The organism is uncultured Sphaerochaeta sp. (assembly GCF_963676625.2).
Taxonomy (GTDB): Bacteria; Spirochaetota; Spirochaetia; order Sphaerochaetales; family Sphaerochaetaceae; genus Sphaerochaeta.
The window spans coordinates 143,200-157,999 of the sequence record NZ_CAXXYB010000004.1 but is presented as its reverse complement, the minus strand read 5'-3'; the positions used below and the strand labels follow the sequence as shown (position 1 = coordinate 157,999).

12 protein-coding genes are annotated in these 14,800 nt (G+C 45.1%); all 12 read left to right on the top strand.

Going from position 1 to position 14,800, the window contains the following annotated elements; translation table 11 throughout:
- The 12 genes from ACHZBG_RS03865 to coaE all read left to right on the top strand — a co-directional run bounded on the left by ACHZBG_RS03865 (position 1) and on the right by coaE (position 14,800).
- Positions 1 to 1,182: an ABC transporter permease gene (locus ACHZBG_RS03865; RefSeq protein ID WP_320128128.1), complete on the top strand. Its 1,182-nt coding sequence runs from the start codon at positions 1 to 3 to the stop codon at positions 1,180 to 1,182.
- An 18-nt stretch (positions 1,183 to 1,200) separates the two neighbouring features.
- Positions 1,201 to 2,520 (top strand): HAMP domain-containing sensor histidine kinase, encoded by a 1,320-nt coding sequence (locus ACHZBG_RS03860; protein ID WP_320128127.1) that lies wholly within the window; start codon positions 1,201 to 1,203, stop codon positions 2,518 to 2,520.
- Positions 2,517 to 3,872, top strand: a complete 1,356-nt coding sequence (locus ACHZBG_RS03855; protein ID WP_320128126.1) for a sigma-54 dependent transcriptional regulator — start codon at positions 2,517 to 2,519, stop codon at positions 3,870 to 3,872. The genes ACHZBG_RS03860 and ACHZBG_RS03855 overlap by 4 nt, the downstream gene beginning before the upstream one ends.
- 57 nt (positions 3,873 to 3,929) lie before the next feature.
- Positions 3,930 to 5,675: a M3 family oligoendopeptidase gene (locus ACHZBG_RS03850; RefSeq protein ID WP_320128125.1), complete on the top strand. Its 1,746-nt coding sequence runs from the start codon at positions 3,930 to 3,932 to the stop codon at positions 5,673 to 5,675.
- Positions 5,659 to 6,816 carry a TRAM domain-containing protein gene (locus tag ACHZBG_RS03845; protein WP_320128124.1) on the top strand — a complete coding sequence of 386 codons (1,158 nt, stop codon included), beginning with the start codon at positions 5,659 to 5,661 and terminating at the stop codon, positions 6,814 to 6,816. The genes ACHZBG_RS03850 and ACHZBG_RS03845 overlap by 17 nt, the downstream gene beginning before the upstream one ends.
- Complete coding sequence (locus ACHZBG_RS03840; RefSeq protein WP_320128123.1) at positions 6,813 to 8,723, top strand: NAD(+) synthase; 1,911 nt, start codon at positions 6,813 to 6,815, stop codon at positions 8,721 to 8,723. Before ACHZBG_RS03845 ends, ACHZBG_RS03840 begins: the two co-directional genes overlap by 4 nt.
- Before the next feature lie 92 nt (positions 8,724 to 8,815).
- On the top strand, positions 8,816 to 9,433 hold the full coding sequence (locus tag ACHZBG_RS03835) for a hypothetical protein (protein ID WP_320128122.1): 618 nt from the start codon (positions 8,816 to 8,818) through the stop codon (positions 9,431 to 9,433).
- Between the two features lie 52 nt (positions 9,434 to 9,485).
- Positions 9,486 to 10,121, top strand: coding sequence for a hypothetical protein (locus ACHZBG_RS03830; protein ID WP_320128121.1), 636 nt, complete (start codon positions 9,486 to 9,488; stop codon positions 10,119 to 10,121).
- Positions 10,122 to 10,310: 189 nt separating this feature from the next.
- Positions 10,311 to 10,559: a hypothetical protein gene (locus ACHZBG_RS03825; RefSeq protein WP_320128120.1), complete on the top strand. Its 249-nt coding sequence runs from the start codon at positions 10,311 to 10,313 to the stop codon at positions 10,557 to 10,559.
- Entirely contained in the window at positions 10,556 to 11,341 is a 786-nt protein-coding gene (locus ACHZBG_RS03820) for an MBL fold metallo-hydrolase (protein WP_320128119.1), read from the top strand. The genes ACHZBG_RS03825 and ACHZBG_RS03820 overlap by 4 nt, the downstream gene beginning before the upstream one ends.
- A complete protein-coding gene (polA, locus tag ACHZBG_RS03815) occupies positions 11,334 to 14,201 on the top strand; it encodes a DNA polymerase I (RefSeq protein WP_320128118.1) in 2,868 nt (955 codons plus the stop codon). The genes ACHZBG_RS03820 and polA overlap by 8 nt, the downstream gene beginning before the upstream one ends.
- Complete coding sequence (coaE, locus tag ACHZBG_RS03810; RefSeq protein WP_320128117.1) at positions 14,201 to 14,800, top strand: dephospho-CoA kinase; 600 nt, start codon at positions 14,201 to 14,203, stop codon at positions 14,798 to 14,800. Before polA ends, coaE begins: the two co-directional genes overlap by 1 nt.

Genomic DNA, 14,800 nt, shown 5'->3' with positions numbered 1-14,800 from the left:
ATGATTTTCGAAAATATTAAGCTAGCCTTCTTTGCCATGCGGGCCAGTAAACTCAGGACTGCCTTATCCCTTTTGGGCATTGTCATTGGAGTTGCTTCTGTCGTGGCAATTCTTACCATTGGCGAAAGTGCCTCGAAAAGCATAACAGAAAGCATTGCAGTCGGTGGTTTGGACCTGATAACCATTTATCCTTCATATGGACAACGAACCACGGGAACTTTTACTGAGGATTTTAGCAATACCTTGTTAAAAAATATCGATGGTATCGAAACCATTCTTCCCATGAATAACAGCAATGCGCAAATTCGGAATGGTCAGGAAAATCTTTCTGCCGCAGTGGCAGGCGTTCCTTCTTCCTATGGAAAGGTCTTGAATTTACCGTATGCAGAGGGATCCTTTTTTTCGGATATGGATAATATCAATAGACGCCAGGTTGTTGTCATCGGGCATGACATTGCCACGGAGTTGTTTCCTGATGGCAGCGCCCTTGGCCAATATATCAGTATTTTTCGCAACCAGGCAAAAAGCTATCTGATAGTAGGCATCCTGGAAAAAAAAGATGCGACATACAGTCTGTCCTATGATACTAGCGTGTTCATCCCCTATAATACGTATGAGCAGCGTTTCAGAAACACCAGCAGTGTCGGCTCCTATGTGCTGAAGGTTTCCCCGGCATTTGAAACCATTGCCGTCTCGGACAAAGTAACCGAATTCTTGGATAATCTGGTAGGGACGGATGGCTATAATCTATTCAGTCCCGCAACCTTGGCGGAGATGGCCAACGAGATTACGGGTACCTTTAGCGCGTTCCTTGCTGCCATTGCCGCTATCAGCTTATTGGTTGGGGGAATAGGGATCATGAACATCATGCTTGTCTCCGTTGCCGAGCGTACCAAGGAGATTGGGATACGAAAGGCCCTGGGTGCTTCACCGAGTGTCATCAGGGGCCAGTTTATCTCAGAAGCCTTGACCTTGACGCTCATCGGGGGAATCCTGGGCATCGTTTTAGGAGCCCTTCTCAGTTTTTCCGTAACCAACGTCATGAAATGGTCGTTGCATTTATCCTATAGCTCGTTCATACTGGCTATGGGTTTTTCTATGTTTGTCGGTGTTTTTTTTGGTTGGTATCCAGCTATGAAAGCTTCGAAACTGGACCCTATTGAAGCTTTGAATTATGAGTAAACATCTTTGGAGAACAAATTGAAAGGGAATAAATCACGTTGGATGATTGTCGATGGAAAGGAACCTGTTATAGTGATTCCTTCCCTGACCTTTGCTTTTTTAGTATTGATTGGCCTGATAGTTTTTCTTTCTTCTGCAATAAGGGACAGGGAGGAGTTGAGAATGCAGTCCGAGGCGGAACGTTCTTTCAATTCTGTTTTCCTTGCGATGCAGGATAGTACTACGAAAGCCTTGAAGACGATGAATGATGAAAAAATCAGCGGTATCGGGGTTTATAGTTCCCAGGGCCGAAAAGTCCTTAGCCTGGGAAATGTCCCCATGACCATTCCCTTGGAAATCTTTTCATCCACGTCTGGAAAAGGGGATAAGGGAACGGGAACCGCTACGTATAATGAGAAATCGGGAATGATTGAATATATCAGGTATTCCCGGCTAACCATTTTACTTGATACCGGTGAACTTACCCTTTCGGAAAATGGTTTGCTTCCCTCTCCCATTGATTTTCCTGATGTCCTGTATATTCTTTTTGATGGTCAAGTATATCATCACCGTTTGGTAATGGTAAAAATACTTGGTATCATATCCACCTTGATTCTTATTGGCTTGTTTTTCTTGGTGTTGAGCATTTATAGCAATAACAGGCATTATCGTGAAACGTTGGCAAAGCAAGAGAACTTGGTGAATCTGGGGCAGGCAGCAAGAACCTTGACTCATGAGATCAAGAATCCTTTAAGTGCGATAACTATTCAACTTGCGCTTCTGAAGAAAATTCTTCCCAAGGAAAATCTTTCGGATCTGGTACTTATAGAACAGGAAGTCCTTCGTCTTACCCAGCTTACCAACAAAGTGAGCGATTTCCTTCGCAATCCCTTGGGCACCCCGGTGGTCGTGGACCTTTTTGAGCTTTTTTCCATCTTGATCAGGCGATTTGATAAACCGATCAAGTTTACCTGTGTTGATCATGAGCAGATACTCATTGATGCCGATCGTGCCCGGTCCGTTTTTGAAAACCTATTGAAAAATGCACTTGAAAGTTGCAATGACAGGAACCCCCAGGTAGAAGTCGTGATTTCCACTGATAAACGTGGATCTGTGCATATATTGGTTATGGATAGAGGGGATGGTATCAAGGCGGGGGATGAGAAGAAAATATTTGACCCCTTCTTTACCACCAAAATTCATGGCTCTGGTATTGGATTGTCCATATCAAACCAGTTTATCAAGGCCAGGGGTGGGAATATCCGTCTATATGCCAGAGAAGGCGGAGGAACTATCGCCGAAGTTATTCTACCTCGTTCCGTACATCAAAAGAAAATGATTGAAGAGGAATCCCTATGAAAATTCTGATTGTCGATGACGAACCTAACATCCGAGATCTGATGCATCGCTATCTCAGCCTTGATGGAATCGAGAGTGATTGTGCCGAGAATGGGCTTTCGGCACAAAGAATGCTCAAACTGAACCCGTATGATGCCTGTCTTGTTGATTTAAAAATGCCGGGAATGGATGGTCTCTCGTTGATAGTATGGATCCGCCAGGAAGGATTTCGGATGCCTGTCATCATGATCAGTGCCCATGGCGATATCAGCGATGCGGTTTCTGCCTTGAAAGAAGGAGCCCAGGACTATATCGTGAAACCTTTCGACCCTGAGGAATTGGTCATCAGGATCAAGAAATTAGTGGAAGCCCAGAACCTGAGAAACTTGGTTGAATCCGAAACTCGTAACGGTGGAGACAATGACAAACACCTGTTTGTCGGAGAAAGCCTTGCAATCAAGAAAATCAAGGAAGTCATCACCCGTATATCCGAGACCAGTTCTACGGTTCTGATAACTGGGGAAAGTGGGACAGGAAAAGAAGTGGTTGCCCGGGAAATACACGCCTCTTCCCTTGTCGAGGAAGGGCCTTTTGTCGCTATCAATATTGGTGGAGTACCGGAGAATCTTTTGGAAAGTGAGTTGTTCGGGTATGAGAAGGGTGCTTTCACCGGGGCTGCGAATCGAAAGACCGGTATGTTTGAACTTGCGAGTGGAGGAACTCTCTTTCTCGATGAAATAGGAGATATGCCACTCTCTTTGCAGGTCAAGATACTGCGAGTATTGCAGGACCGAAGGATAACCCGTCTTGGGGGAACTTCTCCTATGCCCATCAATGCCCGTATCATTGCAGCTACGAACAAGGATCTTGAACAAATGGTCAGGGACGGAAAATTCCGTGAAGATCTTTTCTACCGGCTCAATGTCGTCAGGATTCAGATTCCACCGTTACGGGAACGAAAAGAGGATATTCCTCTTTTATCTGCAGGAATCCTGAAAAGGCTGAACCGTGAGATGGGGCACAAAGTCTCAGGTTTTAGCTCCGATGCGCTTCAAGTCCTTTGCAACCATGATTTTTTCGGAAATGTCAGGGAATTGGAAAATATTCTTGAGCGTGCGGTAATCTTTGCCGATGGTGAGGAGATACAAACCGATGATCTGGACTTGAGGGGATCGGTTTCGATTCAATCCCAGGAAAAGGTCGCAGCCATTGTAGATGCCCCGGAGGCGAAGAGTTTGAGGGATGCAGAAGTCGAGGCAATTATACATGCCTTGCACAGATGGGAAGGCAACAGGACTCATGCCGCCGAGGAGCTTGGCATAAGCAGGAGAACCCTTATCAACAAAATAGCCGAGTATGGATTGAATCTATAACGGCGGTTGACTTTTCCCTCTGGAGCCGTACTATTGATCCTGAAGGAGTATTTATTTATGGCAATTTTACCACGATGGGACCTCAGCCCGATTTACCCGGCTGCAGACAGTTCCGAATTTACGACAGACCTTAAAAAGGTCGTTTCCCTTTCAAAGACCCTGGAAGAACGTCTTGCCTTTCCTTCCGTTGATATTCTTGAGGCTGTGAAACTATATGAATTGATTCTTGATTATTATGAAAATCTCAATGCCTATAGTTCTTGTTGTCTTTCCACCGATACCTCCAATCCAATATTTCTCAAGGCAGTGAACCAGGTTGCGGAAATGTCCTTGTCTGTTCAGCACCTGGATGTAGTTATGCTCAATTTTCTTTCCAGGGAAAAGACGAAGGTATTTGCCCTTGCCCAGGAAGGGAAACCTCTTGCTTCCTATCGCTATGTCCTTGGGGAATTGCTCGAAAGACAGGAACATCTGCTTTCTCCCCAGATGGAAGATTTGGCCGCGGACTTGAACAGAAGCGGAACTGAGGCTTTTTCTCGTCTGCAAGAGGCTTTATCCTCATCTGTCAGTATCGAGTGGGAGGGTAAAACCTCCAAAACGGTCATAGAATTGCGAAATGAAGCATTCAATGCAGATCGTGCAATTCGAGAAAAGGCTTTCAACAAGGAATTGTCAGTATGGAAGACCTATGAAATGGCTTTCGCTGCCTCGATCAATGGAGTGAAAGGAGCTACCCTTTCGCTTGATAAAGCCCGCCAGTATGAAAGCCCCTTGGATCGGTCCCTTTCACAATCGAGAATAGACAAGAAGACCTTGGATGCCCTGATTTCTACGCTTGAGAAAAACCTGTCTATGTTCCGATCCTATCTTGCAGCCAAGGCAAAGGCCTTGAACTTGGAGAAATGTGCTTTCTATGACTTGTTTGCTCCTGTGGGAAAAGGCGGAAAGCAGTATTCCTATGAAGAGGCAAGGTCATTCATCATAGAGCAATTCAATGCATTCAGCCCAGGGATGGGAACTTTTGCCCAACATGCCTTTGATAATGGCTGGATAGATCCCGAAGCCAGGAAAGGAAAGGTTGGGGGAGCCTACGATACAAGTTTCCCCCTGGCCCAGACAAGCAGGATATTGTCAAATTTTGATTTTTCCTTTAACGGGGTTTCGACTTTGGCCCATGAATTAGGCCATGCCTACCATGACAGCGTAGTTTTGCCCAAGAGTAATCTGATGAGAACATATCCGATGACGCTTGCTGAGACAGCCTCCATTTTCAGTGAATATCTGGTTTTCCAGGGAGCTATAGCTAACTGTTCAAGTGAAGAACGATTCACCTTGGTGGAGCACTTCTTGCAAGATGCCTGTCAGGTCTGTGTTGATATTCTTTGTAGATTCTATTTTGAACAGGAGCTTTTTATTCAGAGGGAAGACCATGAGTTGACTCCTGATCAACTGTCCCAGTTAATGGTTGAATGTCAGAAGAAGACGTATGGCGAAGCCTTGGGTATATACCATCCCTATATGTGGGCTGTAAAAGGCCATTATTATAGTAGCGATTTCTCGTTCTATAATTATCCGTATGCGTTTGGCCAATTGTTTGCCTTGGGTCTTTATGCCCAGAGGGCAAAAGATCCAGAAAAGTTTCCCGGTCTCTATGTTGCCTTGTTGGAAAAGACCGGTAGTGACAGTGCCTTCAATGTTGCGTCGACAATGGGCTGCGATATTACCAGTGAGCAATTTTGGCAACAGGGCATGGATCTTATCGCAACCTATGTAAAAGAGTTTTCCGATGCCTGTCAGAATTGAGAAACTTGTTCAGGGAGGAAACGGCTTTGCTCGTCTGGAAAACGGGACAAACTTGTTTATCCAGGGAGCCTTGGCCGGGGAATTGGTTGAATATGCGGTGGATCAGACGAAAAATGGATATATCAATGGCCATGTAAATCAGGTGCTGGAAGCTTCAGAGGATAGGGTGGTCCCTCCCTGTCCTTATTACGGAATTTGCGGAGGCTGTGATTTGCAGCATCTTTCAAGTGAAAAGCAGGCTGAAACGAAACGTACATTGGTTCTTGAGAATCTTGGAAGGATTGGGGCAATCGATCCCACCTCGTTGCTTGTGGAAGAAGTTTCTCAAGGCCCTTTTTGGGCCTATCGAAGCAGAGTTCGATTTCATGTGGAGCTTTCCTCTCGTTCTGTGGGTTTTCTGGCCAAGAAGACCAACACCTTGATTCCTCTTGAACATTGTCCCATTCTTGTTGACTCCCTTAACAAGGTTCTGGCAGAAAAGCATCAATTGGTGGAAGCGGCAAGAAAGGAAATGTTCTCCAATAATTCAGGGAAGACACCGTACATTGAAGTCAATGCATTTGCAGGCGATACGCAACTGTCCTTTGGAGAGGAACCTGTCCTTGTAACTGTTGACGGACACCGCTATTGGGTATCAGCCAAAGTGTTTTTTCAGGGGAATAGGTTTCTGCTTTCAGCAATGGGCCAATTTGTCAGCCAGCATTGCTTGGGGGAATCGGTCATGGATCTGTATAGCGGGGTAGGGACTTTCAGTTCCTTTCTGCAAGAAGAAGGCAGGCATATCGTAGCTGTGGAACGGGACAGTCGATGTTTGGCCCTGGCAAAAAAGAATGTACCTTCAGCAGAGTTCTTCACTGATTCCGTCGAGGCCTGGGGCAAAGGTAAAAAACGGTTTGTGGATACTGTGGTGGTTGATCCTCCCCGTACTGGTCTGGATGCCACCGTCCCTGATCTTATTTCACGATGGGAACCGAAAAGAATTATATATGTCTCTTGCAATAGCGTAACGCTTGCCCGAGACTTGCAGAAATTTCTGGCTCAGGGCTATACTCCAAGGGTGTTGAAGGTTTTTGATTTGTATCCACAAACTTTTCATCAGGAAGTGGCTGTTGTGCTTGATAGGAAGGAGCTGAGACAATGAAGGATGGATTTATTTCCTGTGCTGCTTATTCTGCCACCATTCGGGTTGCCGATTGTACATTCAATGTAGCGTCTCTCAAGCAGGCGATTGACAAGGCTGCGGAGAAACACCTTGCCCTTCTTGTGTTGCCTGAGCTGGTTGTTACCGGCTATACCTGTGCCGATCTTTTTTTGCAAGTTGCCCTCCAGAGGGAAGCCAGGAAGGCTATTGCCGAGATTGCCCTGTATTCCACTTCTTTGGAAACGGTAATTGTCTTTGGTGCTCCCTTGGTGTTCTTCGGCCATCTTTACAATTGTGGGGTAGTCGTCCAAAAAGGAAGGATCCTTGGGATAGTGCCGAAGCAGAATATTCCCAACTATCAGGAATACTACGAGAAGCGCTGGTTCAGTACCCCTGATGCGTTAACCCATGAAGTTGAGATCGAGGGATTGCCTACGCTGTTCGGCACCCACTTGCTTTTTGCTTGCAGAAATATCCCTGATTTTGTCCTTGGCGTCGAGATTTGCGAAGACCTTTGGGTTCCTCTCAGCCCCAGTACTTCTCTTGCCCTTGCCGGTGCCACTGTTATTGCCAATTGTTCTGCCAGCGATGAATTGGTAGGAAAAAAACAATATCGACGGAATCTGGTTTCAAGCCAGAGTGCTAAATTGATCTGCGCGTATATCTACAGCGATGCAGGTTCTGGGGAATCCTCGACGGATCTTGTATTCTGCGGGCATAATCTTATCTATGAAAATGGTACTTTGCTTGGTGAACAGTTCAACACCAATGAAGAACTATTGGTCACCGAGCTCGATACAGGAAAACTTGCCATCGAGAGAATGCGAGTGAATACGTTTGACCAGCGAAGGGAAGTGTATACCTCCGTATATTTTGATCTTAAGGAAGAAGAGACTCAAATTACACGATTTGTTGATCCCGCTCCGTTTGTTCCTTCCGATCCCGAGACCAGAGATGTTCGCTGTGAGAAAATCATGACCCTCCAGGCCCTGGGATTGAAAAAACGGCTTGAGCATACTCAATGCAAGGATGTGATCATAGGGCTTTCCGGAGGACTTGATTCCACGTTGGCCTTATTGGTATGTGTGCAGGCTTTTGATTTACTCAAATTGGACAGAAAGGGCATCAGGGCCATCACCATGCCTTGTTTTGGTACCACCAAGAGAACCAAGGGCAATGCCACGGCCTTGGCCAGGGAGTTGGGAGTTTCCTTTTCCACCATTCCCATAAAAAAAGCGGTGCTGCAGCATTTCAAGGATATCGGGCATGATGGAACGACGCTTGATGTTACCTATGAGAACTGTCAGGCAAGGGAAAGGACCCAAGTTCTCATGGATCTTGCCAATTTCTATAAGGGACTCGTCATCGGGACCGGAGATCTTTCGGAACTTGCCCTGGGTTGGGCCACATATAATGGTGATCATATGTCAATGTACGGGGTAAATTGCTCGGTACCCAAATCCTTGGTTCGTCACTTGGTCCATTATGTAGCCATGAAGAGCGACCAAGGATTGAAAACTGTACTTCTGGATGTCATTGCAACTCCGGTCAGTCCCGAATTGCTTCCTGCTACCAAGGAAGGAGCCATTAGTCAGGTGACTGAAGATATCGTCGGTCCTTATGAGCTTCATGACTTCTTCTTGTACCAGATAGTGCGTTGGGGATTTTCTCCACGCAAGGTGTTGCGTCTTGCCCTGGTTGCCTTTGATGGAACCTATGACAGGCAATTCATCAAAAAATGGCTCCAGATTTTCTATAAAAGGTTTTTCAGTCAGCAATTCAAGAGATCTTGCCTGCCTGATGGGCCTAAGGTTGGTTCAGTTACCCTATCTCCCCGGGGTGATTGGCGAATGCCAAGTGATGCCTCTGTAGCCGTATGGATGGAAGAATTCAATAGCCTTGAATGAGTTACAGAAAAGAATTCAAAAATAATCAAGAAAATTGTATCTATTTTCCTCTTTCTTTTGTTATATATGTGAGGAGTTCCTAAAGTTATTGTATGAAAAAGAGAATTCTGGCCGTTTTGGTCTTTTGCAGCATTGTGTCATTTTCCTTGAACGCCAGAAGTCTTTATGATGTCAGCCTTGGATTTGGGGCTGCCTATTCTGGTTCTTGGGGATCAGGGTATTTTGATGAAATGTCAGATACTACAAATTGGACTGTTGGAGGGGAATTATCAGTAAGGGTAGGTTTTCTCCAGACCCAGGCTATGATTTTTCCTGTTCAGTGCGGTGCCACTGGTGAAGGGGCCTTGCTTATCGGGTTTGCGGGAATAAATACTCCCATACTTGGTAATTTGTTGCATTTTGAGTTTGGGTTAGGGGCAAGCGCAATGTATGTGCTTGCTGATAATGGAGGGACTACTTCCCATTATAAGCTTGCCGATGAATCTGTTTCCTCTACGGCGGATATAACATTTTGGGAAGCCGTGCAGCAATCGCCTATGTACGTGATGGTTGGTTTTGGCACTGATTTCGGATCTGTTGGAATACGGGTACGGTATTTAATGGAAAGTTCTTTGACTTTGAACGACTTTCTCGACTCTCCAGCTAAGTGGAATGTATTTATAATACAGAAAAATACGCTTTCACTTGCGTTGTCCTTGAAAATGTTCTAGCATTTAGACTACGAAATAAAGACGGATTTATCCGTATACAAGGGGTGATTTTATGAAGAAAAAGTTTTTAATAACGCTTATGGTCGTATGTGTTCTCCTCCCAGCTGCCTTGAGTGCTGCTGTTGCTGATTTAAGTATCGGTGCAACTGCAATGTATGGTGGTGGAAATGGGCAAGATGTTTTTGAACAGATTCAGGCTGGGGATTTCAGCGGTTTCTCTGATGTTTCCAATTATACTTTTGGTGTAGATGTCCGCGTAAAGCTCTTGATTGCCGAAGTTGATGTTGTCGGTATGTATAACAAGACTGAAGTATCCGGTACTGCTTATCATGAATTCTCCACCTTGGTAACCGGGGGAGTTTCCCTTGACTTGTTGGGCATCGCTCGCCTTGGCCTGGGTATAGGACCTCGATTCCTTATTACAATCGACGAAAATGGAAATACCGTGCTTTTTGATAGCAATGGTACCCCAATAACCAATAATGAAGGTTTTGGTAATGCCTTGATGAACTCTCCTGTTGCCTATCGTGCAACCTTGGATTTCAATCTTGGTGGTATCATGGCAGGTCTGAACTATACCTTGGATAGTAACTATACCTTTGCAGATGGAGCTTCTGTTGGCGAATTGTTCAATGTTTCCCCTGAAAACGGTAAGGTCGGAGTCTCTATACTCTTCTCCTTGTTGTAAGTTCTCTTATTGAAAATGTCATAAGCCCGGAGAAATCCGGGCTTATGTTGCTTTTCCCCTTTCTTCAAGTATGGTACAGTAGAGCAAAGGAGTTCTCGTATGGCCAGCAAAGGTTTTTTTCATTCCTTTCTTTCTTCTTTGATTGTGGCATTATTGGCATTCTCTGTCATATACTTTTTTGTTCCTGGTATGAGTGAGCAGTTTTTTGGTATCAGTTTTTCCTCACGGGGAGTGAATGGTACCACCCAGGTCGATAAAATGGTTGATGGAGCAGTTGCCACTGTCACTTCCAGCCCGGAGTTTACCCAACAGTCCATCGATAAGCTTCAGGAATTATTAAAAAGTGATGAGGTTCAGGCCAAGCTGAAGACTGCAGCCTTGCAAGGAGAGCAAGCTCTCAAAGATGCAGTCAAGAGTGTTTCGGATGCAGTGAAATGAATGATTTTTCCGTTACCTTCCTTGGAACGGGAACAAGTCACGGGATTCCTGTCATTGGATGTGATTGCTCTGTTTGCAAGTCTTCAGACCCACATGACCAGAGATACAGAAGCAGTATCTTGATTCAGGATGAGCATCATTCCTTGGTGATTGATACTGGTCCTGAATTTCGATTGCAGGCGCTCCGTGCAGGTATCAAAAAAGTTAGTGGGGTACTGTATACGCATGATCATGCAGACCACTTCAACGGAATAGATGATTTGCGCGTGTTTTGCAGATATGAAACGCTTCCTGTCTATTGTTCGCAAGAAGTCGCAAGGACCATCCAGACCCGATTCAGTTATGTACTTAAGAAATTTGATGAGGCCGGAGGGATTCCCCATCTTGCTCCGGTAATCCTGGAACCTTGCAAAGAAATCGAGATCGCGGGGTTTCCCATAATTCCTATTCCGATCTATCATGGAAATCAAAGCATATTTGCCTTCCGTATCGGTTCTTTTGTCTATGCTACGGATTGTAGCGGGATACCAGATAAGAGTTTGCCTTTTTTTAAGGACATCGATACACTTGTTATTGGTGCGTTGCGGTACAATCCTCATCCAACTCACTTCAGTGTTAGCCAAGCGGTTGCCTTTTCAAGGGAAATCGGGGCAAAGAGAACATATTTTACTCATATGTGTCATGATATAAGCCATTGCAAACTTGAAGGAGACCTTCCTTTGAATATTCGTCCAGCTTATGATATGTTGACCATTACGATAGGGGAGCAAAAATTTGAGTGAGCCATTTGAACTGTTTGTAGAAAATGATTTTGACCAAACGCTCTTGGAGCAAGAAGCAGCCAACCGGCCTGCTGTTGTCATCGAAAAGAGCAAGGAAGAACCAGAGGTGACGCAAAAGACAGCGGTAATGCCTTCGGGGAAAAAGCTCTACATAATCGATGGCTATGGCCTTATATACCGTTCGTATTATGGTTTTTTCAATAACCCAATGAAAGATGCCCAAGGAAATAATATCTCTGGGGTGTTTGGTTTCTTTTCCACGACCTTGAAGCTTTTGCGAGAGTATAAACCAGATTATCTGGTCGTTGCCATGGATAGCAAAGGCCCCACTTTTCGTCATGAAATGTTTCCCGCCTATAAGGCGAATCGTGATGCGGCCCCTGAGGACCTTCACGCCCAGGTTCCCTTGATTTATGAGCTTCTCAAAGCTATGGATATTCCAACCATTGCCATTGCCGGAGTGGAAGCAGACGATATTATCGCAACGCTTTCCGAACAAGCTACCCGACATGGAATTGATACCATCATGTTTACCGGTGACAAGGATCTGTTGCAGTTGGTAGATGAGCACACCTTTGCCCTTCGTCCTGCAAAGAAAAACGAGAAATACTATCGACTCTGGGGAGAGGCGGAGGTCTTGGAGGAATATGGGATATCGCCCAAGCAAATCGTGGATTATCTTACCTTGTTGGGGGATGCTTCAGATAATGTTCCGGGGGTGAAGGGGATAGGAGAGAAAGGAGCCGCAAAATTATTGCAGCAATTTGGCTCTCTGGACGGTATTTATGAGAACATACGTCTTTGTTCAAAGGGTATACAGACAAAACTTGCAGAAGGAAAGGAAAGCTCTGTTTTGAGCAAAGCCCTGATACGACTCAAGGATGATTTGTTTGAAGTTCCCTCCTTTGATACACCTCAATACCTGGTGGATGATGTTGATTATAGCGCAGCGATTCCCCTGTTTCTCAAATTCGGAATGAAAAGCATTGCCCGGGACTTGGAAAAACTTTCTGGATCAACAAAATCCCCAGAAAAACCTGTCGAGGCTAAAAAAGCCGATGAAGCACTTTCCCTCCAGGGTTCCTATGAAGCAGTTACCACGCTTGAGCGTCTGCAAGAATTGCTTGCCAGGGCCGAAAAGGAATCTGGCTTGATTGCTTTTGATTTGGAGACTACGTCCATCGATTCAATGATTGCCAAACCTATTGGCTTTTCTTTCTGCTGGGAAGATCGGATTGCTTATTATGTTCCGATAATCAGTGAAGGGATACGGTTGTTTGCCGATGAGGACCTTCGAAAAATCTTGAACGAATATCTTCCTACCGGGAGATTGTCCTTGGTCGGACAGAATATCAAGTATGATTATAAAGTGCTGGTAAACTGGGGAATTCGACCTTCTCGGATAGTTTTCGATACCATGGTTGCAGCTTGGTTATTGGATAGTACCGGGGTTTTCAACATGGACTATCTCAGTGAGAAATATCTTGGGTATAAGACAATTCACTATACTGATATTGTTCCCAAGGGAAAACTTTTGAGTGATCTTCCCCAGGAATTGGTTGTATCGTATGGAGCAGAGGATTCTGACATCACTTGGAGACTCTATGGGATCTTCAAGGAGTTCCTGTTGGCCAGGAATCTTGATGGCCTGATGAAAGATATTGAAATGCCTCTTCTTCTTATCATTGCAAAGATGGAATTGGAAGGAATTTTTCTCGATCGAACCCTGCTGGACCCTCTTGCCGAAGAATTCGATCAGAGACTCAAGGAAACTGAAGCCAAGGTCTTTGAGATTTGCGGACATGAGTTCAATCTCAATTCTCCAAAACAATTGCAGGAAGTTTTCTTTGTAGAGCGAGAGATACCGACCGGAGCCAAGACCAAGTCAGGATTCTCTACTTCCACTGATGTCTTGGAACCTCTCTCTGGAATGTATCCGGAAGTCAACTTACTCTTGCATTACCGTATGTTGAGCAAACTGAAGAATACGTACATCGACAAACTTCCTTTGCAGATAAACGAGAAGACCGGAAGGATTCATCCTTCCTTTTCCCAGACCGGTACTGAAACGGGAAGACTTTCTTGCAAGGATCCCAATTTGCAGAATATTCCCATACGGACCGAGGAAGGGCGAAGAATTCGATCCTCCTTTGTTCCCAAGAAAGGTTGCACGTTTCTCTCTGCCGACTATTCGCAGATTGAATTGGTAGTTCTGGCTCATATGGCTGATGATCCTGGCTTGAAGCAAGCTTTTGCCCATGGGGTCGACGTCCATCGTTCCACGGCCTCCTTGGTATTCAATGTTCCCTTCGAGGAAGTAACGACAGATCAACGACGAATCGCCAAGACCATCAATTTTGGTGTCATGTATGGAATGAGTGCCCATAGTCTTGCCTTGGATTTGCAAATATCACATGCCGAGGCCAAACAGTTCATTGACCAGTATTTTGAACGCTATAGTGCCGTGCAGAATTTTGTAGAAACAACCAAGAGAAGAGCAGAGACTGAAGGATTTGTCTCAACAATTCTTGGGCATGTGCGGACAATTGTGGAAATTCATAGTAGAAATGGTGTTGAGCGAGCCAAGGCCCAGCGTATTTCCGTCAATACTGTAATACAGGGAAGTGCTGCCGATATCATGAAAATGGCCATGCTTCGTATAGACAAGGCACTTTCCTTACATTCCTTGAAAACCAAGCTCCTGCTGCAGATTCACGATGAACTGGTCTTTGAAGTTCCCACCGACGAGCTGGCAATGGTGAGGGAATTGGTCCGTGAAGCTATGGAAGGTGCAGTGAAGCTATCCATTCCCTTGAAGGTAAGCATAGAAACCGGGGAAAATTGGGGAGATATCCACTAATGAAGGTTATTGGATTATCAGGAAGAGCCTGTGCGGGCAAGAACCAATTTGCGAAGGAATTCGAAAGTCTTGGGTGCGTAGTGATTGATGTGGATTTGCTTGGACATGTGGCCTTGGAAAAGAGTGTAGGGGCGATCAGGGAAACTTTTGGCGATACCGTAATTTTACAGGGAAAGGTAGATCGGAAAGCCTTGGGGCGTCTGGTGTTTTCCGATCCACTGCTTCTGGCAAAACTTGAATCCATCACTCACCCTATTATGGTCTCCATGTGCAAGGATTCAATCGAAGCAGCCAAGGGCAAGGGAGTCAAGGCACTGGTGCTCAATGCTGCATTGTTGCATCGAATGGGGCTTGATGGGCTATGTGATGAAATCTTGTTTGTGCAAGTTCCTTTATTGGTTAGATTTTTTCGTGCCAGAAAGCGCGATCATCAAACCTGGAAACGGTTCATGGCACGGGAAAAAGCCCAACAAGATATCTGCTTTGATAGATTTGCCAAGGGAATACCTGTCAGAAAAATGAGCAATATAGGGCCTTCCTTGTTTATTCATCGACAAGTAACGTTATATTGTGGTACGATAGGAATTGAAGTATCCTGA